The 25195-nt window shown below is 43.5% G+C and carries 18 protein-coding genes and 1 pseudogene; 18 read left to right on the top strand and 1 reads right to left on the bottom strand.

Going from position 1 to position 25195, the window contains the following annotated elements:
- Nucleotides 1–348 precede the first annotated feature (348 nt).
- The 12 genes and pseudogenes from gdhA (at nt 349) to DDV21_RS06860 (ending at nt 13190) form a co-directional block, all read left to right on the top strand.
- Complete coding sequence (gdhA, locus tag DDV21_RS06915; protein WP_116877667.1) at nt 349–1698, top strand: NADP-specific glutamate dehydrogenase; 1350 nt, start codon at nt 349–351, stop codon at nt 1696–1698.
- Nucleotides 1699–2147: 449 nt separating this feature from the next.
- Nucleotides 2148–2579: pseudogene (locus DDV21_RS06910) on the top strand (MarR family winged helix-turn-helix transcriptional regulator); the annotation flags it as partial.
- Between the two features lie 528 nt (nt 2580–3107).
- Nucleotides 3108–4910: an ABC transporter ATP-binding protein gene (locus DDV21_RS06905; RefSeq protein WP_116877665.1), complete on the top strand. Its 1803-nt coding sequence runs from the start codon at nt 3108–3110 to the stop codon at nt 4908–4910.
- Nucleotides 4900–6651: an ABC transporter ATP-binding protein gene (locus tag DDV21_RS06900; RefSeq protein ID WP_116877664.1), complete on the top strand. Its 1752-nt coding sequence runs from the start codon at nt 4900–4902 to the stop codon at nt 6649–6651. The genes DDV21_RS06905 and DDV21_RS06900 overlap by 11 nt, the downstream gene beginning before the upstream one ends.
- A gap of 348 nt (nt 6652–6999) precedes the next feature.
- Nucleotides 7000–7458 (top strand): MarR family winged helix-turn-helix transcriptional regulator, encoded by a 459-nt coding sequence (locus DDV21_RS06895; protein ID WP_241964655.1) that lies wholly within the window; start codon nt 7000–7002, stop codon nt 7456–7458.
- Nucleotides 7451–8086, top strand: coding sequence for an ABC transporter permease (locus DDV21_RS06890; protein WP_116877663.1), 636 nt, complete (start codon nt 7451–7453; stop codon nt 8084–8086). Before DDV21_RS06895 ends, DDV21_RS06890 begins: the two co-directional genes overlap by 8 nt.
- Nucleotides 8076–8981 carry a glycine betaine ABC transporter substrate-binding protein gene (locus tag DDV21_RS06885; RefSeq protein WP_116877662.1) on the top strand — a complete coding sequence of 302 codons (906 nt, stop codon included), beginning with the start codon at nt 8076–8078 and terminating at the stop codon, nt 8979–8981. Before DDV21_RS06890 ends, DDV21_RS06885 begins: the two co-directional genes overlap by 11 nt.
- A gap of 10 nt (nt 8982–8991) precedes the next feature.
- Complete coding sequence (locus DDV21_RS06880; RefSeq protein ID WP_116877661.1) at nt 8992–9765, top strand: ABC transporter ATP-binding protein; 774 nt, start codon at nt 8992–8994, stop codon at nt 9763–9765.
- Nucleotides 9758–10399 carry an ABC transporter permease gene (locus tag DDV21_RS06875; RefSeq protein WP_116877660.1) on the top strand — a complete coding sequence of 214 codons (642 nt, stop codon included), beginning with the start codon at nt 9758–9760 and terminating at the stop codon, nt 10397–10399. Before DDV21_RS06880 ends, DDV21_RS06875 begins: the two co-directional genes overlap by 8 nt.
- Nucleotides 10400–10479: 80 nt before the next feature.
- Nucleotides 10480–11100: a GTP pyrophosphokinase gene (locus tag DDV21_RS06870; RefSeq protein WP_116877659.1), complete on the top strand. Its 621-nt coding sequence runs from the start codon at nt 10480–10482 to the stop codon at nt 11098–11100.
- A 178-nt stretch (nt 11101–11278) separates the two neighbouring features.
- Complete coding sequence (locus tag DDV21_RS06865) at nt 11279–11950, top strand: response regulator transcription factor (protein ID WP_116877658.1); 672 nt, start codon at nt 11279–11281, stop codon at nt 11948–11950.
- A gap of 10 nt (nt 11951–11960) precedes the next feature.
- Nucleotides 11961–13190: a sensor histidine kinase gene (locus DDV21_RS06860; protein WP_116877657.1), complete on the top strand. Its 1230-nt coding sequence runs from the start codon at nt 11961–11963 to the stop codon at nt 13188–13190.
- Nucleotides 13191–13615: 425 nt separating this feature from the next.
- Here DDV21_RS06860 and DDV21_RS06855 read toward each other — a convergent pair whose 3' ends face one another.
- Nucleotides 13616–14521, bottom strand: coding sequence for a LysR family transcriptional regulator (locus DDV21_RS06855; RefSeq protein WP_116877656.1), 906 nt, complete (start codon nt 14519–14521; stop codon nt 13616–13618).
- Between the two features lie 209 nt (nt 14522–14730).
- Here DDV21_RS06855 and DDV21_RS06850 point away from each other — a divergent pair, with 209 nt between their 5' ends.
- The 6 genes from DDV21_RS06850 (at nt 14731) to DDV21_RS06825 (ending at nt 25143) form a co-directional block, all read left to right on the top strand.
- Nucleotides 14731–15741: a uroporphyrinogen decarboxylase family protein gene (locus DDV21_RS06850; protein ID WP_116877655.1), complete on the top strand. Its 1011-nt coding sequence runs from the start codon at nt 14731–14733 to the stop codon at nt 15739–15741.
- Nucleotides 15742–15914: 173 nt separating this feature from the next.
- Entirely contained in the window at nt 15915–16781 is an 867-nt protein-coding gene (locus DDV21_RS06845) for a transporter substrate-binding domain-containing protein (RefSeq protein WP_116877654.1), read from the top strand.
- 11 nt (nt 16782–16792) lie between these two features.
- A complete protein-coding gene (locus DDV21_RS06840; protein ID WP_116877653.1) occupies nt 16793–17485 on the top strand; it encodes an amino acid ABC transporter permease in 693 nt (230 codons plus the stop codon).
- A 9-nt stretch (nt 17486–17494) separates the two neighbouring features.
- Nucleotides 17495–18175, top strand: coding sequence for an amino acid ABC transporter permease (locus tag DDV21_RS06835; protein ID WP_116877652.1), 681 nt, complete (start codon nt 17495–17497; stop codon nt 18173–18175).
- Nucleotides 18176–18185: 10 nt separating this feature from the next.
- Nucleotides 18186–18944: an amino acid ABC transporter ATP-binding protein gene (locus DDV21_RS06830; protein WP_116877651.1), complete on the top strand. Its 759-nt coding sequence runs from the start codon at nt 18186–18188 to the stop codon at nt 18942–18944.
- 355 nt (nt 18945–19299) lie between these two features.
- Nucleotides 19300–25143, top strand: coding sequence for a GEVED domain-containing protein (locus DDV21_RS06825; RefSeq protein WP_162886295.1), 5844 nt, complete (start codon nt 19300–19302; stop codon nt 25141–25143).
- Nucleotides 25144–25195: the final 52 nt, after the last annotated feature.

Raw genomic sequence — 25195 nt, 5'->3', positions numbered from 1 at the left:
TTTTGCAGATGCCTTCTTGTCAGACCGTTTACGGCTGTCTAAGGTTGAAGCAAATATTAAGAGTGTCTCTCTTTTGCGCTTTAAGCTTAATAAATGAACATCATACTAATTGTATTATAGCTATATGAGCCATAAAAGTCAAAAAGTCTGTCTTTTTGCAGCCAGCAGGTGTTGGTTATAAATTGTTCTTTTTCTGAGAAATTCAGGCGAGAGAGTTATGTTATGTTTTATAACATGAAAAACACCTTTTTTCAAAAAAAGCAGAAAAAGACTTGACAAAAATATTCAGAAAATTTATACTATTTTACATAGTAAAAATTATTAATCTCAGATTTCGGAGGAAATGATATGACAAGAGGTAAAGAATATGTTGCAGGTGTTTTTGAAAAAGTGAAAGCGCAGAACAGCCATGAAGCAGAATTTTTACAGGCGGTAGAAGAAGTTTTTGATTCACTGGTGCCAGTTTTTGATAAATACCCCCAATATATTGAAGAAAATATTCTTGAGCGTTTAGTAGAGCCGGAACGCGTACTCTCTTTTCGAGTGCCTTGGGTAGATGACCAAGGACAGGTTCGGGTTAATCGCGGTTATCGCGTTCAATTTTCATCGGCGATTGGCCCTTATAAAGGTGGATTGCGTTTCCATCCATCTGTCAATCAGTCAATCATTAAGTTTCTTGGTTTTGAACAGATTTTTAAAAACTCACTGACTGGCCTTCCTATTGGCGGTGGGAAAGGAGGATCTAATTTCGATCCTAAAGGAAAATCAGATAATGAAGTTATGCGCTTTACACAAAGCTTTATGACTGAACTGCAGAAATACATCGGTCCTGATACGGATGTGCCTGCTGGTGATATTGGTGTTGGCGGACGTGAGATTGGTTATATGTTCGGGCAGTACAAACGTCTGAATGGCTACAAGAATGGTGTGCTTACAGGTAAAGGCTTGACTTACGGTGGTTCGCTTGCCCGTACAGAAGCTACTGGCTACGGAGCTGTTTATTTTGCTGAGCAAATGCTTAAAGCGCGCGGCGAAGGCTTTGCTGGGAAGACAGCTATTGTTTCAGGTTCAGGCAATGTTGCCATCTATGCGACAGAAAAACTGCATGCTCTGGGGGCAAAAGTTGTGGCTGTTTCAGACTCCTCAGGCTATGTGTATGATAAAGACGGTATTAATCTTGAAACTCTTAAGCAACTGAAAGAAGTTGAGCGTGCGCGTATTGTGAAATATACTGAACATCATCCGCATGCTGTCTTTACTCCTGCCGGAGGCGACTCTATCTGGACGATTAAGGCTGACTTAGTCTTCCCATGCGCAACTCAAAATGAGTTAAACGCGGCAGATGCTAAGGATTTAGTCGCAAATGGTGTTATTGCAGTAACAGAAGGTGCTAATATGCCATCGACTTTGGAAGCTATTGAAATTTTCCATGAAGCAGGTGTATCCTTTGGCCCAGCTAAAGCAGCCAATGCTGGCGGTGTGGCTGTCTCAGCATTGGAAATGGCGCAAAACAGCCAGAGAACTCCTTGGACTTTCGAAGAAGTTGACAGTAAACTTTATCAGATTATGAAAGATATTTATGCTAATTCAGCAGCAGCAGCCAAAGAATTTGGTGAAGAGGGCAACCTTGTCTTAGGTGCCAATATTGCAGGCTTTCTTAAAGTGGCAGAAGCGATGTCTGCTCAAGGTGTGGTCTAAGTTCTCTAAATTTCTTTTAAGCAGTCACCGCTTTTTCTTAACATATAGATTCAATGAGGCAGAGACAAAAGTCCTGCCTCATTTTGCTTTTTTAAAGATATGGTTTTGACGAAGTGGTTGATTGGAAATTCTTATCCCTTGTTGCGAAAGGAATAGCGATCTCCCTAATCAACTGTACGGAGGCAGGACGGTAAAATCGAAATCGTCATTTTATTCAATTTACCAATTTTTGTCCCGCTTTCATTCATTTTATGCGGCTTTAAGTTCGTTACACTCTGTAAGGCGCGTGACAAATAAACCACCCGTTTGACGGGTGCTTATGATTAAAAAGCATTATCCTTATAGAAAAAAACAGTGTTAGGTAGCAGAATTGAAAGTTTTTTTCTTGACAATTTTCGCCTTGAAAAATATAATAGTTCTCATGATAACTATATGTTGGAAGGGGTAAGATGGTTCAGGCAATATCTAATCTTAAACTGCTGGTAAATCAGATAGAACAGCTGGCTGATGATCTGGCTAAAAAAAACGGCATCGAACATTTAGCCGGTCCTCAAGGGCATGTTTTGCTCTATTTGGATAAGCATCAGAGTGATGAAATTTTTATCAAAGACATTGAACAGTTTTTAAAAATTTCTAAATCGGTCAGCAGCAATCTGATTAAACGAATGGAAAAAAACGGTTTTATCACAACGGCTCTGTCCCAGACTGATAAACGGCGGAAACGTATCGTATTAACAGATGCTGGGCGCCTCAAACTGCCGCTTTTACAGCAGTTTCATCAGGATATGCGGGAATACTTATTCAAGGATATCACTTGTGCTGATTTACAAATCCTCAAAAAAGTCAGCCAGCAGCTGCAAACCAATATCGATTCTTATAAATTAGAAGCAGCGCAAACTGAAGAACAGCTGCTCAAGCCTCAGGATGATAGAACAGCTGCAGGTGCCTGCGAGCGGGACAGTGCCCCTTTTTAAAATCACTGTTTGTACGGTTTACAAGCCGCAGTAGAACTAGTGTTACCCTCGGATGGACTTTTGAGCGGCCTTTGTATCTTGTGAATCGAACACGGCCTAAAATCCTAGTGAAAAAGATGGCTGTCATCGTGATGCAAGCATCTTGTTAAATGACCCTAGCCGTAGCTGACTGAAGGCTTTGCCGTCTTGACAGACGACCGCACCCTTCTAGTCATCTTGGCAGGGGTGCGTCTGCGAAATCACAGATTTCGGACTTACCGCCATTTTCCTACGGATTTTTATACGGCCTTTGTATCTTGTGAATTGAACACGGCCTAAACGCTGTGAGAAAAAGACCGCCCTCCCTTGAGTCTTTAGTGACTCAGCGGTTGGACGCCTATTTTCTCTTTGCGTTCTTAACGGCCTTTGTATCTTGTTTTATGGAGAATATAGGAGATGTTAAAAATTTTTAAGCGCTTGAATGCTAAGGAATGGGGGATGATCTTCCTTAGCACAGTATTCATTTGTCTGGCTGTTTGGATGGATTTAAAAACGCCGTCTTATATGTCGGAAATTACCACTTTGCTGCAGACTGAAGGAACGACTGCTGCTGATATCATGGGGCCAGGCTCCAAGATGCTTATCTTGTCGTTTTCCAGTTTTATGAGTGCAGTAGTTGTTGGCTTTTTGGCAGCACGGACAGCAGCCAGTTTCACTACCCGTTTGCGGGCTGACATTTTTAATCAGGTGATGGATTATTCGGATGCTGAAATTAAGAAATTTTCTATCCCCAGCCTGCTGACACGGACAACCAATGATTTAACTCAGCTGCAGATTCTTATCACAATGGGAATGCAGGTTGTAACCCGCGGTCCGATTATGGCTGTCTGGGCTTTGACGAAAATTTGGGGCAAAAGTTCAGAGTGGAGCTGGTCTGTCGGCGGAGCGGTGTTTATTGTGCTGATTTTACTGTCAGTTATGCTGTTTGTAGCTTTTCCGCGCATGAGTAAGATTCAGTCTCTAACTGATGCTTTAAACAGCACGACCAGAGAAATTCTTTCGGGAATCCGGGTGGTACGTGCCTATAATGCTGAAGACTATCAGGATGCAAAATTTACCAAAGAAAATGATAAATTGACCAAGCTCAATCTCTTTGTCCATCGGCTTATGGCACTTATGAATCCTGTGATGACACTGGTTTCAAGCGGTTTGACTTTGGCCATTTATTGGATTGGTGCACATTTAATTGATCGTATCAGCGTGTCGGCAGCCGATATGAGCCAGGCTGCGGCTGATGTTAAAGATCGTGTGGCTGTTTTCAGTGATATGGTGGTCTTTTCATCCTATGCTATGCAAGTTGTCATGGGCTTTATGATGATGGTGGCTATCTTCATTATTTTGCCGCGGGCACTTGTTTCTGCCGGCCGTATTAATGAAGTATTGGCACTGGATTCAACTGTTTCCTTTAAAGAAAAAGGAGATAAAACGGGCAATCAGACCGGCACCGTTGTCTTTAGAGATGTTTCTTTCCGCTATGCTGAAGATTCTGAGGCCGTCATCGAACATGTCAGTTTTAGGGCTGAATCAGGTCAGACGGTAGCTTTCATTGGCTCGACAGGATCTGGGAAATCAACTCTCGTTAACTTGCTCCCGCGTTTTTATGATGTGACAGAAGGCAGTATTTTAGTTGATGGTGTGGATATTCGTGATTACAGTCATGAGGATTTAAACAGTAAAATTGGTTATATCCCGCAAAAAGCAGTTCTTTTCAGCGGAACAATTCGTTCCAATATAGAATTTGGGGTAAGCAGTCAAACGCCGCTTGATGATGATAAGATTTGGGAGGCTTTGGACTTGGCGCAAGCCAAAGATTTTGTCGCTAATAAAGAGCAGGGACTGGATGCAGAAGTTGCTCAGGGGGGTACCAATTTTTCGGGCGGTCAAAAACAGCGATTGGCTATCGCCCGTGCTTTAGCGCGCAAACCAGAAATTTTGATTTTTGATGACTCTTTCTCAGCCTTAGATTATAAAACAGACCGTATTCTGCGTGAAAACCTAGCTAAGCAGACCGATCGGATGACTAAGCTGATCGTTGCTCAGCGTATTTCAACAATTATGGATGCTGATCAAATTTTGGTTTTAGATGAAGGCAAAGTGGTCGGTCAGGGAACCCACAAAGAACTGCTGGCTGATAATAAAGTCTATCAGGAAATTGCTTATTCACAACTATCTAAGGAGGAGTTAGAAAATGGGAAATAAAAGAAAAGTGTCTTTATTCAGCCAAATGGCTCCTTATATTAAAAGTTACCGCGCAGCTTTTTTGCTCGCTGTTGTGTTTACGGTTATTTCAAGCAGCATCACTGTTATTGGTCCTGATAAGCTAAAAGAGATTACAGATGCTATCACTGAAGGATTGGCCGGACAGCTTGATTTAGATAAAATTGGCAGGATTGCCATGACTTTGGCACTTATGTACGGAGCCGGTGCGGTTATTTCTTATACAGCCAGCTTTATTGTCACAACTATTATCCAAAAATTTTCACAAAAGATGCGCAATGCCATCGCTGATAAGATTAATGTCTTGCCTTTGCGGTATTTTGACAGCCACCCTCAGGGAGACACTCTTTCTCGTGTGACCAACGATGTCGACTTGATGACGCAGTCACTCAATCAAAGCTTAGTCTCGCTTGTAGCTGCTGTTGTACTCTTATTCGGTTCAATTTTTATGATGATAAGAACTAACGGTGTTCTGGCAGCAACCGCTATCGGTTCTGTTTTTATCGGCTTTATTCTTGTTATTTTTATTATGAGTAAAACACAGCCCTTCTTTACCCGGCAGCAGGATAATATGGCTAAGGTTAATGGCTATGTTGAAGAAATTTATACCGGCCACAATGTTGTGACAAGCTACAGTGCTGTTGATCAGACCAAAGAAACGTTTAATCAGCTTAATCAAAATTTATATACAAGTATGTGGAAGTCACAATTCTTTTCAGGAATTATGATGCCTATGATGCAGTTTATCGGAAATTTTGGCTATGTCATGGTTTGTATTGTCGGTGCTACTCTGGCTATCAATGGCGATATCACAATGGGGACAATTGTCGCCTTTATGACCTATGTCCGTATTTTCTCGCAGCCTTTATCACAGATTGCACAGGCAGTCACACAATTACAGTCAGCCCGTGCTGCAATGGGACGAGTTTTTGAATTTCTGGATGAAAAAGAAATGAGTGATGAAGGGGCTAAAGAAAGACAGCTTACAGCGGTTAAAGGTGATGTTGCCTTCAAGGATGTTTTCTTTGGCTATTCGAAGGACAAGGTGATTATTCATGATTTTTCCGCGGCTGCTCAGGCTGGACAGAAAATTGCTATTGTCGGCCCAACCGGTGCCGGTAAAACAACGATTGTCAATCTGCTGATGAAATTTTACGACATTGATCGCGGCAGTATTACTATTGACGGAATTGATATCAATCAGATGAAACGTGAAGAAGTTCATGATGCTTTTGCGATGGTCCTGCAGGATACTTGGCTTTTTGAAGGCACGGTTAAAGAGAATTTAATCTATAATCAGGAAAATATTACAGATGATCAAGTTGTTGCAGCTGCTAAATCTGTCGGTGTACACCATTTTATTATGACTCTGCCGCAAGGCTATGATACCATGCTCGATGATTCGGTCAGTCTGTCGGTAGGTCAGAAGCAGCTGATGACTATAGCCCGTGCACTACTGAAAGATGCTCCTCTTCTTATTCTGGACGAAGCGACCTCGTCAGTTGATACCAGAACGGAGGAACTGATTCAGCAAGCCATGGATAAACTGATGGAGGGACGGACATCATTCGTTATTGCTCACAGGCTGTCTACTATCCGTAATGCTGATCTGATATTAGTTATGAAGGACGGCAATATTATTGAACAAGGCAACCATGACCAGCTGATGTCAGCCGGCGGTTTCTATGCAGACCTCTATAACTCACAGTTCCAAGCTTCTTAATAATACAGCAAAGCACTTCAACTGTTAGGATAGAATCTAACGGTTGGAGTGTTTTTTAGTTTTTTTCGAAAGCAAAACTGCGGTTCCTTTTTTTGCTTAAATACTGTTATATCCTTATTAGTAAAAAAGCAAGAGCAATGCTGACTGGTATTTAGTTGCTGGAACTGTTTGCTAAGAAATTGTCATACATTTCTATATAATGCTAAACACCTGCTAATATTATTGTAATCTTTTGATGTCATGATAGATGAGAGTATGTCCAGAGATTTTTTAATTCTTTAAAGTAAAATAATTTGACTATTTGCAGCGGCTGGTTTATACTAAAAAAAGATAGAGAAAGTGAGGATAATGATGCCGGCTTATTCAAAAGCACAGCAGTATGCCCGTCTGCGTGATGAACAATTTTCGCTTTTTGAGGACTACGCCCGTAAACATGGAATGAATAGCAAAAGCCTGCTGGTTTTTATGTGGATTTACCATAATCAAGAGGGGCTGAGTCAGGAAAGGATAGCTAAAAAAACCTTTTCCAGTAAACAGGTTGTCCAGGCTATTGTCAAGAATTATGTCAAAAAAGGTTGGCTTTATCTGGAGCCCAGCAAGGTGGATAAACGCAAAAAATTAGTCAGGCTGACTGAAAAAGGACTGAGTAACACAGCACAGTTGCTGGACCCCTTGGAATATTATGAAGCTAAAGCGATGGAAAATCTGTCTGCTAAAGAGCAGGAGGAGCTGCTGAGAACAACGCAGGTTTTTTCACAGCACTTAAAGACTTTATTGGAGGCGCATCAGGTAATTAAAAATGATTAACGATATTCAAGATTATTTTGCTCAAAACAGCGGCACCTATTTTAACTATGTATGGGAACATTTAAGCTTAAGCTTATTCGCTTTATTGCTGGTCGTACTGATAGCCGTTCCTTTAGGGTATTTTGGCTACCGCAATGCTTTAATGAAACAGTTTGCGACTGCTTTGACACAGGGGCTGCGCGTCATTCCCAGTTTAGGAATCCTCTTTATTTTAATCCCTTTTATTGGGGTTGGGAGACTTCCGGCTGTCATTGCTTTGATTATTTTAGGCATTCCTCCGGTTTTGCTCAACACTATTGTCGGTTTTTCAGAAGTGCCTGATATTTTACGTGAGACAGGGACAGGGCTTGGAATGACAGACAGACAGCTTCTTAGAAAAGTCAGTTTTCCTTTGGCTCTTCCCTACATTTTAAATGGCATCAAGCTAGCCTTAGTTGAAATTATTGCCAGTGCGACTTTAGCGACTTATATCGGTGCCGGCGGACTGGGGACGCTTATTTTTACAGGTCTCGGCCTTTATCGCTTTGATTTGCTGATCATCGGCGGCGGATCGGTAGCTGTGCTGTCTTTTATCAGTATGCTTATTTTTGATTTATCCATTAGAGGAGTGGAACATTATGAAAAATAGAAAACTTATTTTAGGGATTTTATTGGCAGGCATTGTGCTTGCAGTCGGTATTTTCTTATTTACAGCAAACAGAAATCGCTCTGTTTCAGGAGAAAAGATTCGTGTCGGTTCAAAAGACTTTACAGAAAATCTGGTTGTTGCAGAGATTTATGCTCTTGCCTTGGAAGATGAAGGCTATGAAGTTGAACGAGTGGCTAATATTTCCAGCTCATTGATTCATGATTCCTTAGTCAATGATGAAATTGATTTATATCCAGAATATACTGGAACAGGCCTGCTTACAATTTTAGGCGAAGAGATGGAAACAGACCCGCAAAAGGTCTATGAGACAGTAAAAAAAGAGTATGCAGAACAATTTGAACTGACCTGGCTGGAGTATGCTCAGGCCAATGACAGTCAGGGTCTTGTTATTAGAACGGAGACAGCTAAGGAACTCGGTATTACAACGATTTCTGATCTGCAGAAGCATGCATCAGAATTGCGCTTTGCCTCTCAAGGAGAGTTTGATCAGCGCGATGACGGTATTCCGGGTCTTGAGAAGACTTACGGGACTTTTGATTGGAAGTCCTCAAATGTTTATGATAACAGTCTTAAATATTCCATCTTGGAAAATGATGAAGCAGATGTGACGCCGGCTTATACAACGGAAGGACAGCTGGTCAACACTGATGAATTTACGCTTTTAGAGGACGATAAACAATTCTGGCCGCCTTATAATCTGGCTCCGGTTGTGCGTGATAATATTCTTGAGGCAGACTCGGAGATTGAAGAGATTTTAAATAAGATATCGGCAACACTTGATACTGAAACAGTAACTGAGCTCAATGCTAAGGTTGATGTAGAAGGTCAGGAATACACAGATGTGGCAAAAGAATATTATGAGAGTCTGAAGTAAAAGGGGCAGTATGACAGAAAAAACAATTATTGAGTTTAAACAAGTCAGTAAAATTTATAATGGCAAGGCGGCAGTTGACTGTATTGATTTAGCTATCCAAGAAGGAGAGTTCATTACGATTCTGGGGACTTCCGGTTCTGGTAAAACAACAACGCTGAAAATGATTAACCGTCTGATTGAACCAAGCAGCGGCAAAATTTTCTTCAATGATAGAGAACTCTCTGCCTTGGATGCAGTCGCTCTGCGCCGGTCTATCGGTTATGTTGTGCAGCAAATAGGCTTGTTCCCGCATATGACAGTATTTGATAATATTGCAACCGTTCCTAAACTATTAGGATGGGATAAGGACAGAGTGGACCAAGCTGTGCGATCGCACTTGGACTTGGTCCAGCTGCCCTACAATGAATACGGTCAGCGCTACCCTAATGAACTGTCCGGCGGTCAGCAGCAGCGTGTCGGTGTAGCCAGAGCTTTGGCGGCCGATCCCAATCTGATGCTTTTTGACGAGCCGTTTGGCGCTATTGATGCGATTACTCGCAACGATTTACAGGATGAATTGCTGCGGATTTATAAAAAACTGGGGGATAAAACCTTTATTTTTATTACCCACGATATTTATGAGGCCTTTAAATTAGGGACACGTGTTGTTATTATGGATGAAGGGAAGATTTGCCAATTTGATCAGCCGGAGAAAATTATTCGGCAGCCTCAGACAGAATTTGTAGAAAAACTGATTGCAACTGCGAAGCAACAGGGAAGAATGTGGGAGGGAAATCATGATTGATTATTTTCAAACCTCTTCGGATATTTTAACATCAAGGCTGCTTGAACATATTGAAATAAGCGGATCATCCCTGTTTTTTGCCCTTCTTTTAGCGGTGTTTGTAACGGTTTTGCTGAGATTTTATCCCCAGTGGCGGCATTTTTCAGTTTATGCACTGTCACTCCTTTATGCTGTTCCCAGTTTCGCCTTATTTGCGCTGCTGATTCCTTGGACTGGTTTAGGGAGAACCACAGCCATCGTTGTTTTAGTACTCTATGCCCAGTATACCCTAGTAAGGACTTTCTTAGCAGGTTTGCTTTCAGTTGATGACAGTGTGATTGAAGCGGCTGTCGGCATGGGAATGACCGACTGGCAGATTTTATATCATATTCAGCTGCCTTTGGCCAAGGCCTCTATCTTTGCTGGAATTCGGCTGGCTGCTACATCAATTATCGCGATGACAACGATTGCTGCAACTATCAATGCCGGCGGTTTGGGAGCTGTCTTATTTGATGGTTTGCGCACCAGAAGTTTCCCCAAGTTGCTCTGGGGAATTCTCTTGACCGTAGCTTTAAGCTTATTGGTTAATCTTGTTTTATATCTGATAGAAGAACTTTTGCAAAATAATAAAGTCAGTCAGCCGGCTCCTCATTAGGCCGGCTGCTTTTAGTTTCTTTAAAGAATTTTTGCTATGATATAATATAATAGTTGAAAATCAATCGTAAAGGAACGCTTATGGAACCTTCAATATACGGCAAATACGAGGCTTATCTGCCGCTTATTTTAAAAGAATTCAGCCAGCAGCTTGAGGACAAAAATAAGGAGATAGAACAACAAACAGGCCACAAACTGTTTGAACATTTTACGGCTCGGGTCAAATCTCCGGCAAGTATGGAAGAAAAGTGTCTCCGAAAGCAGCTTCCTGCGACAGCAAAAGAGGCTTTAAAAACGATTCATGACAGCATTGGCCTGCGCTTTGTCTGCGGTTTTGTTGATGATATTTATAAGTTAGCAGCAATTATCCGCGATTTAAAGAGCTGTCAGATTATTACGGAAAAAGATTATATTCAGAATGCCAAGCCTAATGGCTACCGTTCTTATCACTTGATCGCTGAAGTAGAGACTCCTTATGAAGACTGTTTGGGCAATCAGCCTGGTGCTTATTTTATTGAAACTCAGATTCGAACGTTGGCAATGGATTCTTGGGCCAGCTTAGAGCATCAGATGAAATATAAGCGCCATATAAAAGATCCTGAACGCATTGTCAGAGAACTGAAACGCTGTGCTGACGAGCTGGCTTCCTGCGATTTAACCATGCAGACCATTCGTGACCTTATTCAGGAAAATCAGAATTAGCTGTTTTGGAAGCTTTCTGGAAAGATATATGGTAAGAACTGCTGTGCTGAATGTCAATGATCGGCAAGCAAAAACCGGATTTCTGCTCACTGTGTTTCTCATCTTTATGATTTAGACGGAGGGCATAGTATCATCAGCAGTGCTGTCCTAGAAAATATGGTAAATAGAAAGGCCTAATATGAAAATTTTAGTAGCAGAGGATGAGCCTCAGATTGCTCGTGTTTTAACAGCTGCTCTTGACCGTGAAGGATATACTGTTGACGCTGTTGCTGACGGACAAGAAGCTGTTGATCAAGCGGCAAAAAATGCCTATGATGTTATGGTATTAGATATTATGATGCCGGTAAAAACAGGTATTGAAGCCGTTAGAGAAATCAGACAGTCAGGCAATCGCGCTTATATTATTATGCTGACGGCTATGTCTGAAGTTGATGACCGAGTTAACGGACTGGATGCCGGAGCAGATGACTATCTGACCAAACCTTTTTCATTAAAAGAACTGCTGGCTCGTGTACGTTCATTAGGACGCAGGGTAGATACAGATTTGGGTGTTGTAAGCTTAGGCCATACGGCATTAAATGTAGAAGAGCATGAATTAAGCAGCAAAAATACAATTCGACTGGCTGGAAAAGAGACAAAAATGCTGGCCTTTTTTATGCTTAATGCAGGAAAGCGTCTTTCAACTCAGCAGCTATTCAGCCATGTTTGGGCTAAAGAGGAAGGCTCTGGTGCCGACAGCGGCTATGTCTATATTTATACTTCTTATCTTCGGCAGAAGCTGAAGTCTGTTGGATCCGATCTTACTATTATAGAACATCAGGATGGTTTTTTTGAATTAGTAGAAATGTAGGTGATTGAAGATGTTTCGCAAACTGCGCTTTCGCTTTATTGGGATCGCATCATTGGTTGTCTTATTTGTCATTTTTTCGATCGTGACCGTTCTTAATTCCGCCAGATATTTTCAGACAAAAAATCAAATAAATAAGGTGCTGCGGGTTTTATCTGATAATGACGGCTCTTTTCCTAATGTTTCGCAGACAGCGGAAAAGTTAGGTGAAGATGGAGTTTCCCTTGATACTATCTCCCAATACCGCTATTTTAGTGCTGTCATTAGTGATAATGACTTGCTTTCTATCAATACGGCTAATATATCTGATTTAAGTGATACACAAGTGGAGAATTATGCCGTTTCTATCAGTCAATCAGATGACAATCAAGGCGATTTTGAATACCAAGGGCATGTCTACTCGTACATGGTAACAAAACAGGAAAACAATCGTCACTTATTGGTTGTGCTCGATTCGACCAATCAGTTTAATGATAACAAGATGCTGATTCGGCTCTCTGTTTGGATGGGAACAGCCAGCTTTCTTTTCTTTGTTATTGTTATTACGGTATTTTCCGGAAGAGCTATCCGACCTTTTGTAGAAAATTATGAAAAACAGCGTCGTTTCATCACTAATGCCAGCCATGAATTAAAAACTCCCTTAGCTGTGATTGCAGCTAATAATGAGTTTGTCGAGCTGATGCATGGGAAATCTGAATGGACACAGAACACTGCTGAACAGATTCAGCGTTTAACCGGCTTGCTCAATGGCCTGATCAGTCAGGCCCGATTGGAAGAGCAAGGAGAAGTTGTCTTTACAGATGTGAATTTTTCTGCTGTAGCTGAGGCAGCTGCCAGTGATTTTAAGGGGTTAATCACGAAAGATGGTAAAAAGTTCACATTAGATATTCAGCCTGATATTATTGTTAAAGCCGAAGAGAAATCACTGTTTGAGTTGGTCACTCTTTTAGTAGACAATGCAAATAAATACTGCGATGAAGCTGGCACAGTTTCGGTCAAACTAAGGAAAGGCAACCGCTTAGCTAAGGGCCGCCTTGAAATATCTAATACATATGCTGATGGTAAAAATACAGACTATAGTAAATTTTTTGAACGCTTTTACCGTGAAGATGAATCTCATAATAATCAAAAATCTGGTTACGGCATCGGTTTGTCCATGGCGGAAAGCCTGGTAAAACTATTTCATGGCACTATCTCTGTCAGCTATAAGACGGACACCATCACTTTTACAGTAACTTTATAGGGCATGGGTTTAAGCGTGTGTGTTCAAAACCCGTCTGGGAAGAAATTATGTTGTTGAATTTCGCTAAAAAACGAGGCAAGGACAAAAAGTTCTGCCTCGTTTTACTTTTAAACATGTGAGTTTGGCGCAGTGGTTGATTGGAAGAACTTATCCTTTGCTGCGCAAGGGATAAGAACTTTCTACTCAACTGTGCGGAGGCGGGACAGAAAATCGAAATCATCTCTCATTTTTTATAGCAGCGAGATACAAAGGCCAACAAAGAGAGGCCCCTGCCTGATGGAACGATTAGGGAGCAGGACAGTGCCCAAGCGACAAAGTTTTCAGACATCCACGGGTGCTTAGTGTTTTAAGTCAGCCCTGTTTGTGAAACTGCATAGACCGTATTCGCTTTTTTTGTCAGGCCCAACAACAAGCTTTGTACTGTTTTATGTATTTCTCATTTTTTCTGACAGACTTTTTTTGATTTCATTGATAAAGGCTAAACTGATATCGGATATTTTTTTGTTTTTATTAACGATATAGCCTAATGTATGGCGGGGACTGTCTTTTAGAGGAATGAGAACAATCTGTTCTTTGATAAAACTGTTGACAATACCCAGTCCGGATGCATAAGCATCGGAGGCACAGAGCAGGTTCATAATAGTACCGCGGTCATTGCTGTAGATAATATTTTGTTTATGGTGAGCGGCAAGAGCGTCTTCATCAAAATTGAGACCCGTCTGATCTTGATGGAAACGGATTTGCGGGTAATCCTCCAGTTCTTCTTTGGAAATCACTGGGAGGTGGGCTAAGGGGTGGCCTTTCCGTAAAAAAATACGGGTTGGAAAGTCTCCCAAAGCTGTGAACTCTAAATTCTGGTGCAAAAAAGCGTGTTCCAGAATGTGTCTGTTGTCATCATCGAGAAAAATAAGGCCTAAATCAGCAGCGAAATCAGCCACATTCTCCAAGATTTTCTTGCTGCTGGTTTCAATAAGCTGAAATTCCTGATAGTTTGCTGCAAACTGCTGTGAAATATGGGCCAAAGGTAGAGAGAGAAAATCGTAGTGATGCGAAACGACAGTGAAGCTTTTTTTGTATTGACTGTGATAGCGATCTTCAAGTAAGTTTAGTTCCCCGATGATACGTTTGGCATATTTAAGAAAGTCATGCCCAGATTCAGTCAAACGTGCTCCTGTGTTTGAACGTATAAAGAGCTGAACGCCTAATTCATTTTCTAAATCTTTGATAGAACTGGAAAGATTGGGCTGGGATACAAAGAGTTCTTTGGCCGCCTGACTGAAAGAACCAGTTCTGGCGATAGCTTCAGCATAACGGCATTGCTGAAAGTTCATAACATTCCTCCTCTCTTGTTTCTCGTAAGGAAAAACTGTAAAGCCATTATAACAGAACGATAACCTAAAAATAAGTTTTTTTCTGATACAAAAAAACTATTAATCCATAAGTATTTTTTATAGACAGCTATAAAAAATAAAGATTATACAAGATAGCCGAAAAGGTGGTAAGATAGTGGCAAGTTTAACGGAAATGAGGAAGAAAGGTTATGACAAGCAAAAAAGAGTGGGTTTTAAAGGCTTTCAAAGGACAGCCGGTCGAACAGGTTCCGGTTGGTTTTTGGCACCATTTTACCAGCGAAACCGAGTGGACCGAAGGGTTAAACAACCCTGAAATTTATCAAAAAAATTTAGCTGGCCACCGTCAATTTTTAAAAGAAATTGAACCAGATTTTATTAAATTAATGAGCGATGGTTTTTTTCGCTATCCCAATGAAGCTCTTACAGCTGGGGTGACGGACTTTGAAAGGTTAAAAGAAATTGAGCCGCTCCCTGATGATCATCCTTGGTTCAGTCAGCAGATCCAACTGATTCAGGAAATCAAAGCGGGTTTTTCTGAAGATATTGTAGCACTCTATAATATTTTTGCTCCTGCTACATATCTTAAATGGAATCTTGCAGGTCAAGCGGTTCAGGGAGACAGTCTGCTGGCTGACTTCCTGAAAGAAGCGCCCGCTGTGCTGAAATATGTCCTTGAGATTATTGCTCAAGATTTAGCTAAATTAACAACAAAAGTTATTGAGGTCGCGCAAGCTGACGGTATTTACCTCAGTGTTCAAAATATCCAAGATCCAAGAGTCTCAGATACCGATTATCTGAATATTATAAAGCCCAGCGAGTATCGCGTTTTACAGGCAGCTAATCAGGCCGGAGGAATTAATATTTTACATATTTGCGGATATGAAGGGGCAGCTAACCATTTGAACCTTTATCAAGACTACCCAGCTCAAGTCTTTAACTGGGCTGTCGCTTCTGAACGTATCAGCCTATCAGAAGGCCGTCAGCTCTTTGGCGGTAAAACAGTGCTGGGAGGTTTTAACAATACAAAAGAGGGAGTGCTTTATACCGGTGATAAAGCAGCCGTTCAGGCTGCAGTAAGAGAACTTTTGAAACAAGCCGGCCGTCAAGCTACCATAATCGGCGCTGACTGCACTGTTCCAGCTGATATTGATCCAAAACGTATTTGGTGGGTTAAAGAAGCTGCAGGAGCAGCAAAATAAAAGGATACTGCGCTTCAGGTCTCACGGCCTTTGTATCTTAATGAACTGAACACGGCCTAAACGCTGCGGGAAAAAGATAGACTGTCTTAGAGCCTCGTCGGCTCGTCATCCAGCCTCCTATTTTCTCTTTGCGTTCTTGACGGCCTTTGTATCTTAATTTAGAGGAGATAGTTATGAATAAGAAGAGATGGTTTATTGTTGTTGGAGTAATAGCGGCGGTGCTGCTTGTGACCTTTATCGGTCGCCAATTAAGTGGGCAGGCAAATAAAAATCAAGGAAGCACTGATGATCTGATCACTCTTCAGGTTGCTCATACACAGAGTTACGCCCCTTATGACTTTGTTAACGATGAGGGCGAGAGCGATGGCTTTGAAGTTGCTGTACTCAAGGCTGTAGATGAAAAGCTGGATAAATACCAGTTTGAGTACACTCCGACCAGCGATGAAGATTTGCTGATTGGACTTGAATCCGGCAAATATGATATTGGAACTAAAGGAGCTTGGTATACCGCAGAACGTGCTGAAAAATTTATTATCCCTGAAGAACCTATTGGTGCCAGCGTCATTGGTTTTACTATCCGTAAGGAAGATGAAAACACAATTACTGATATTGATTCTTTTGCGAATTCTAAAGGGAAACTGGTTCCTATTTCTCCGCAGAATGCTCAATATAATGTGATTCAGGACTATAATAAAACGGCTAAAAACCCAATCGGCCTGACAGAAGCTGAAAGTTTTACGGTAGCTGACGCCTACGCTTGGGTTCTTGAGGGACGCTATGATGCTTATTTTGATATCAAACTTTCCTTTGAGGAAGCTGTAACTTCTGAAGACGGCGCCTATCACCAGTACGCTGACCGTCTGAGCTGGTTTGCATATAAGGGTATCGAAACTTATCCTTTGCTTCATAAAAACGAAAAAAATAAAGAATTTGCAGCAGCTTATGATAAGGCTGTAAAGGAGCTTCAAGACGATGGGACACTAAGCAAACTGTCGCAGAAGTATTTTGGCGAGGATGTTTTTTCTTATGTGACTGATTAGAAGGAGAAACCATGGTTTCCTATAATCCTATTTATGTTATAGATTTTCTTCCTCAAATAATAAGGGCCTTGCCTTTGACCTTATGGATTGTATTTTTAACGGTTGCAGGAGGCTGTTTATTGGGGCTTATTCTTACTTGGGCAGAGCTGTCGGGGGATAAAGGGTTTGCTGCCATAGCCAGAGGTTATATCTTCATTTTACGCTGTACCCCGCCTATTGTCCTGCTTTTTATGGTTTTCTACGGACTGCCAGAATTTTTGAATTGGTGGCTGGGCTTCAATGTCAATGGCTGGCCACGGGGAGTTTTTGTCGTTCTGGCTATGACGCTGTTGTTTGCGGCCAATATTTCTCAAGTGTTTAAATCGGCATATACAGGTATTCCCAAAGGTCAGTTGGAAGCGGGTCTGAGTATCGGTTTGACAGATTTCCAAGCTTTTAGGCGGATTGTACTGCCTCAGGCTTTTCGGCTGGCTTTGCCTAATATCACAACAGCTCTTTTGAATTTACTAAAGGATACCGCTCTTGCCTATACGATTGGCTTAGCTGATATAATGGGAACTGCAAATTTGCTTCTGGGCCGCAGTCTTGGCAATTACTCTTTAGAGATTTACACTGCTGCAGCTCTGATTTACTGGAGCTTAGCCCTTTTTCTATCGGGCGGCAGTCAGTTTTTGGAACACTATTTAGATACTGATAAAAGATAGGAGCAGGCTATGAATTTTAGTTATATTTATGAGACTTTTATAAAAGCCCTTGCCGGAGTTCCTGTTACTTTAGGAATTATGGCAGCGGCTCTTATCTTAAGTTTTTTGCCGGCTCTCTTTTTAGCTTTGGGACGTATTTATAAGTTAAAGGGTATTACGGCATTTTCTGTGGTTTACTTAGCATTTATTCGGGCCACGCCGCCTATACTATTGATTCTTTTCTTTTACAGCCTTTTTCCCAGTCTTTTAAATACGGTGCTGCGATCAGTTGGGATTAATATTTTTGAACTGAATCCGATTTACTATGCCTTTATTATCTTTAGTATTATGGCAACAGGTTCCCTGTCAGAAATTATACGCTCAAGTATTCTTGCTGTTGACAGAGGACAGCTGGAGGCGGCACAGGCTATTGGTTTGACAGACAGACAGGCTTATTTGAGGATTATTTTTCCTCAAGCTTTACCGCTTGCACTGCCTAATCTCAGCAATTTAGTGATCAATTTGGTTAAGGGAACCTCACTGGTTTTTGTCATGACGGTCAGAGATATCACAGCAATTGCCAGAGTAGAGGCAGCTTATGGCTATCAGTATTTTGAATCTTATTTTGTTATTTTTATTATCTATCTTATTATTTGCGGTTTGATTCAGTATCTTTTTCGTATATTTGAAAAACGGTTCCGTGCTGTTTAGGGAGGGATTGATGTTAGAAGTGAAAAAATTGTCCAAAACTTTTGGGCAGAAAAAAGTGCTTAGTGAAATCAGCTTAACGGTCGAACAAGGTGATGTCGTTGTTGTTCTCGGTCCCAGCGGTTCAGGAAAAACGACTTTTTTAAGATGTCTGAACCATTTAGAAAAGGCTGACAGCGGCCAGCTGAGTTTAGCCGGACAAGACTATAATTTAGCTAAATTAAGCCGCAAGGAAATTCTCAGTATTCGCAAGAAGACAGCTTTTGTTTTCCAGCATTACAATCTTTTCGCAAATAAAACAGCTCTGGAGAATGTTTTGGAAGGCTTAGTTATTGCCAGACAAATTCCTAAAAAAGAAGCGCTGAAGACTGCAGAAGAAGCTTTAGAAAAAGTGGGGCTGCTGGATTATAGAGATTACTACCCCAGCCAGCTTTCAGGCGGTCAGCAGCAGCGTATCGGTATTGCTCGGGCGATTGCTGTAAAACCGGAAGTGATTCTATTTGATGAGCCTACTTCGGCTCTTGATCCCGAATTGATTGGAGATGTTTTAGCTGTTATGAAACAGCTGGCCAGAGAAGGGATTACTATGATTGTCGTTACCCACGAGATGTCCTTTGCGCGTGATGTAGCTAATCACATCCTTTTTTTAGATGACGGCCGAATTGTTGAGGAGGGGCATCCTGATCAGTTCTTTCTCCATCCTAAAGAAGAGCGGACCAAGCAATTTTTGACGCGGATTATTCCCGATTTGAATAGCGACCCGGTTATTTGAAAAATCAATCAGCAGTGCTGAAAGACTCTTTTATTTTTCGAAATATCCGCTATTTATAGTTTACAATAAGCTGTGTATCAGCTTTTTATTTTAAGATTATATGTGATTAAAATTAAAAAACGAGTAAATATTCAGTAGATTAAACTATAAAGACTGATGCAGAAGAAAAAATAAAGGGAATTATAAAGGCTGTCAAATATGGGGTTCTGACCTGAAGACAGTCAATGTTATATTTTTCAGGATTTCCTTATTGCTAAATTTTTCCTATTAATGTAAAATTAAAAGGTATTTTACTAATCGTGATATTATGGGATTAGTCTAAGTAATTATCATAATAAATAGTGAGAGGAAAAAGATGAAGTTAAAGGGATCAAACAAAGTTAACGGTCAGACCAGACAGCGTTTTTCTATCCGGAAGACGCATTTTGGTGCAGCTAGTGTTCTTTTAGGGATGTTTTTGTTTTTAGCGAATCCTGCTGCAACAGCTCATGCAGATGATGTTCAGGATGCTATCCAGTCAGAAAGTGCGGTTGCTGCCTCTGACACAGTTTCCCCTGTTTCGGATACATCTGCAGATAGCAGCAGCGGTTTTTCTGACTTAGTTCAAGAAAGCGTTTTAACCAGCGGTCAAGAAAATTCTGCAACAACGGAAGAAGGGGCACCTCAGACATACAGCGAAATCGTTTCAGATGCAGCAGCTGCGGACAGCGACACAGCGGAGGAGCTTCCGGTAACTGAAAATGATGCGACAGTGCCTCTGAATGACAACAGCGATACACAGGAGAACTTAGACCCTTCAGCTGCTGACGGCAGTTCTGAAGTGCTGACTATTTCTGACTTATCGGCCTTTTCAGCTGCTGACTCCGCCATGCTGACTGCTAATTTTCAGCAAGCAGCGGCTGTAGCATCTGAATTTACGCCTGTCAACGGAATTTATGCGACCCGTTCCTCAGAAGTCGCGGCAGCTTATCAGGATTCTGCTGCTAAACTGAGAGATGTTCTCTTTTTCCCGGATTGGTCAGGTGCAACGAATTTGGATGCCAATGGCAATCTGCAGATTGGAACGGCTTTAACGGTTTCTCCTGCCCCGGGCTATGAGATTACTATCACGGTGACTAACCTGCAGCCTTTCAATTCAACTGAAGAATACTATAACCGCCTCATCGCTGCCGGGATTGATCCCGCTACGACCAATTACGATCCTAATGCTGTTAATAAAGCTTTTGTAAGCCCGACAAATAAAACAGAAATAGATGCTCCACTGACACCTGTTATTTACGGGAGGACTGACGGGACAACCAAATATCGTAACCTTTTGAACAATAGTGGTTATGATTTAGGGTCAACGGCTAAAACAAGTATCATATCAAGGCGTGCTAATGCCGGGGTCACTTTCAGTCTCAATGCTACTTTTAACGGTGAGACTGTCCCAGTTCAGGCTTTTATTACAGATGGTGAGTCTTTGGACCGGCCAGAAAACACCATTACCATGACCAATGGCGAAGTTTTTAAGCTGATTGATATCTCTTCTACCGGTATAAGTCTTCCCACCGGTAATACACCAAACCAGACAGTTGTCGCTCCAGATGTTTCAGAATCGGCAGATGATTATTTTGCTGAGAGAATCTTAAATACCATTTACCCGAGCGATCATGGCTACACTTACTCCGAGGCTCTTTATAATTCGAGTTCTAACGGTGGGCAGAACACACAAATTATTAGTAATATCAACACGGGTATTGTCAGATCGGACGGGGGGTTCAAACCCGATCCTAATAACCCTGGATATTATCTTTACGATACAGACCAATTTGAACCGCATGCAGTACCGATTTTATCAACTTACGGTGTCACTGAGCTGTCGCATTACTTTATTCTAAACGGTGAGCAGTCTTTCGTTTTAGGCTTTGTTGTTCCGATTGACTATGGTGATGCCAGTGCATCTTACGGTCTGGTAGGGCATCTTTTACAGGCTACAGCAGCTGATACAGATTTTAAATTAGGGGAAACTAAAGATTTGACCAATGCTGCCGGTCTGGCTTCGAGAACAGGCAATGGCTCCCCTTATTTGGGCTTGGTAGCAGGAGATCCGGATAACCAGACAGTATTTACAACATCTTGGACAGGTGATGATGGAGCAGCGACTTACTATGATACCAGCAGTTATGACGAAGGTGAAGCTCAGTTAACAAATGGCGGGACTTACGCCCAATATAAACGCGGATCCAACAGCTATTCGCTGAGCGTGTTGGCTAACCTTAACGGGGCAGATACAGCACATATTTCTGCCTGGGTAGATTTTAATAATAACGGTACTTTTGATGAGAATGAAAAGGTTAGTGCTGCTGTTATATCTACAGGCATGACAACTTTAACATTTGATGCGGATCCATCCTTGATTCCAGATAATCTCACCCAGTTAAATGTACGAGTGCGTATTGCCTCTACTGCCAGCGATGTTGCTAATCCAACAGGCTTGGCGCGTGATGGCGAAGTGGAAGATTTTCAAATTCCAATTATTGAACCGGATAATACACCAACAGCAACTGATGCTGCTTCAACAGATATTCAGGGGGCTGTACAAACAGGAACGCTCACTTTTGATACTGGTGACGAAGATATTGACTTTGTCAGCAAACAGCTGATTGATCCAACAACAGGCCAACCAACTGACAGCAATACAATCTTTGCAATGAAAGATGGTGTAGCAGTTGGGACCTATACTTTTAACCCAGAGACTGGAACAGTAGCATTTGTTCCTAATAAAGATTTTGTTGGCACACCGGATCCAGCACAGGTTCTTGCAAAAGATGTGAACGGTAAAACAGTTACGGCAGCTTACACGCCAACAGTCACACCGGTTACGCCAACCGGTGAGGATGTGACTTCAACCGGTCTGCAGGGGGCTACTCAAACGGGAACTCCTGTCTTCACAGCTGGCGACCCAAGTGTGCCGATAGATGACAGTGTGCCTGCTGCCTTTGAGGATGGGACAACAGAAAAAGTGGTTTCTGGTGTTGGAACTTACACCCTATCTCCAGATGGCACAGTGACCTTCGTACCGGAACCGAGCTTCGTAGGCGAAGCTCCAGCAGTGACGGTGGTGCGTCAGGATACCAACGGCACCCCAGCCAGTGCGATCTACACGCCAACAGTCACACCAGTTACGCCAACCGGTGAGGACGCCACTTCAACCGGTCTTCAGGGGGCCACTCAAACAGGAACTCCAGTCTTCACGGCCGGCGACCCAAGTGTGCCGATTACAGGTTATCAATTGGTGGATCCGACAACCGGTCAAGCCACAGTTGAGACGACTCTGCCAGCTATGAAGAACGGTTTTCAAGTGGGAACCTACACGCTTGATCCAAGCACCGGTGAAGTTACCTTTGTACCGAATCCGGACTTTGTTGGCACACCGGATCCGATAGTGGTAGAAGCAACAGACGCCAATGGTACCCCAGCTCGTGCCACTTATACCCCAACTGTCACGCCAGTAACACCGACAGGGGAAGATGTGACTTCAACCGGCCTGCAGGGTGCCACTCAAACGGGAACTCCAGTCTTCACGGCCGGCGACCCAAGTGTGCCGATAGATGACAGTGTGCCTGCCGTCTTTGAGGATGGGACAACAGAAAAAGTGGTTTCTGGTGTCGGCACCTATACCGTGTCTCCAGATGGCACAGTGACCTTCGTACCGGAACCGAGCTTCGTAGGCGAAGCTCCATCAGTGACGGTGGTGCGTCAAGATACTAACGGCACCCCAGCCAGTGCGACCTATACGCCGACCGTTACGCCGGTTACCCCAACAGGGGAAGACGTGACTTCAACCGGTCTGCAGGGGGCTACTCAAACGGGAACTCCTGTCTTCACAGCTGGCGACCTGAGTGTGCCGATAGATGACAGTGTGCCTGCTGCCTTTGAGGATGGGACAACAGAAAGAGTGGTTTCTGGCGTCGGCACCTATACTGTGTCTCCAGATGGCACAGTGACCTTCGTACCGGAACCGAGCTTCGTAGGCGAAGCCCCATCAGTGACGGTGGTGCGTCAGGATACCAACGGCACCCCAGCCAGTGCGACCTATACGCCGACTGTCACGCCAGTAACACCGACAGGAGAAGATGCCACTTCAACCGGTCTGCAGGGTGCCACTCAAACGGGAACTCCTGTCTTCACGGCCGGCGACCCAAGTGTGCCGATAGATGACAGTGTTCCCGCTACCTTTGAAGATGGGACAACAGAAAGAGTGGTTTCTGGCATCGGCACCTATACTGTGTCTCCAGATGGCACAGTGACCTTCGTACCGGAACCGAGCTTCGTAGGCGAAGCCCCAGCAGTGACGGTGGTGCGTCAGGATACCAACGGCACCCCAGCCAGTGCGACCTATACGCCGACCGTTACTCCAGTAACACCGACAGGGGAAGACGTGACTTCAACCGGTCTGCAGGGTGCTACTCAAACGGGAACTCCTGTCTTCACGGCCGGTGATCCAAGGGTGCCGATAGATGACAGTGTGCCTGCTGCCTTTGAGGATGGGACAATAGAAAAAGTGATTTCTGGTGTCGGCACCTATACCGTGTCTCCAGATGGCACAGTGACCTTCGTACCAGAACCGAGCTTCGTAGGCGAAGCCCCATCAGTGACGGTGGTGCGTCAGGATACCAACGGCACCCCAGCCAGTGCGATCTACACGCCAACAGTCACACCAGTTACGCCAACCGGTGAGGACGCCACTTCAACTGGTCTTCAGGGGGCCACTCAAACAGGAACTCCTGTCTTCACAGCTGGCGACCCAAGTGTGCCGATAGATGACAGTGTGCCTGCTGCCTTTGAGGATGGGACAACAGAAAAAGTGGTTTCTGGCGTCGGCACCTATACTGTGTCTCCAGATGGCACAGTGACCTTCGTACCGGAACCGAGCTTCGTAGGCGAAGCCCCAGCAGTGACGGTGGTGCGTCAGGATACCAACGGCACCCCAGCCAGTGCGACCTATACGCCGACCGTCACGCCAGTTACGCCAACCGGTGAGGACGCCACTTCAACCGGTCTTCAGGGGGCTACTCAAACAGGAACTCCCGTCTTCACAGCCGGTGATCCAAGTGTGCCGATTACAGGTTACCAGTTGGTGGATCCAGCAACCGGTCAAGCCACAGTCGAGACAACTCTGCCAGCTATGAAAGACGGTGTTCAAGTGGGAACCTACACGCTTGATCCAAGCACCGGTGAAGTTACCTTTGTGCCAAATCCGGACTTTGTTGGCACACCGGATCCGATAGTGGTAGAAGCAACAGATACCAACGGCACAACAGCAACGGCGACCTACATGCCGACCGTCACGCCAGTTACGCCAACCGGTGAGGATGTGACTTCAACCGGCCTGCAGGGGGCTACTCAAACTGGTACCCCAGTCTTCACAGCTGGCGACCCGAGTGTGCCGATAGATGACAGTGTTCCCGCTGCCTTTGAGGATGGGACAACAGAAAGAGTGGTTTCTGGCATCGGCACCTATACTGTGTCTCCAGATGGCACAGTGACCTTCGTACCGGAACCGAGCTTCGTAGGCGAAGCCCCAGCAGTGACGGTGGTGCGTCAGGATACCAACGGCACCCCAGCCAGTGCGACCTATACGCCGACCGTTACTCCAGTAACACCGACAGGGGAAGACGTGACTTCAACCGGTCTTCAGGGGGCTACTCAAACAGGAACTCCCGTCTTCACAGCCGGTGATCCAAGTGTGCCGATTACAGGTTACCAGTTGGTGGATCCAGCAACCGGTCAAGCCACAGTCGAGACAACTCTGCCAGCTATGAAAGCCGGTATTCAAGTGGGAACCTATACGCTTGATCCAAGCACCGGTGAAGTTACCTTTGCACCGAATCCGGACTTTGTTGGCACACCGGATCCGATAGTGGTAGAAGCAACAGACGCCAATGGTGTGACTGTTCGAGCAGTTTACAGCCCGACAGTGCTGCCGCTTATTACAGAAAGCGGAGTTGATACTCCGTCCGCTTCTCAGCGAGCAGATCAAGAACCAATGGCTCCAACTGTTATACCAGAAGATCCAAGCTACGGTATATCATCTCTTGCAGAAAATTCCGGTCAGCTTCCACAAACAGGAGAAGAAAGCAATTATACGGCTGTAGTAGGTCTTATCTTGCTATCGGTAGCTTCAGGTCTGCTAAAACCGCGCAAAAAGCGCTGAGGCTTGAAGCCAGTTTCTATTTGCTAAAAGAAAGCTCCTGTCAGCAGTGCTA

Source organism: Streptococcus chenjunshii (genome assembly GCF_003086355.1).
In the GTDB taxonomy this organism is placed as follows: Bacteria; Bacillota; Bacilli; order Lactobacillales; family Streptococcaceae; genus Streptococcus; species Streptococcus chenjunshii.
Note: the sequence above shows the minus strand (reverse complement) of the source record. Positions and strands in the feature narration are given on the sequence as shown.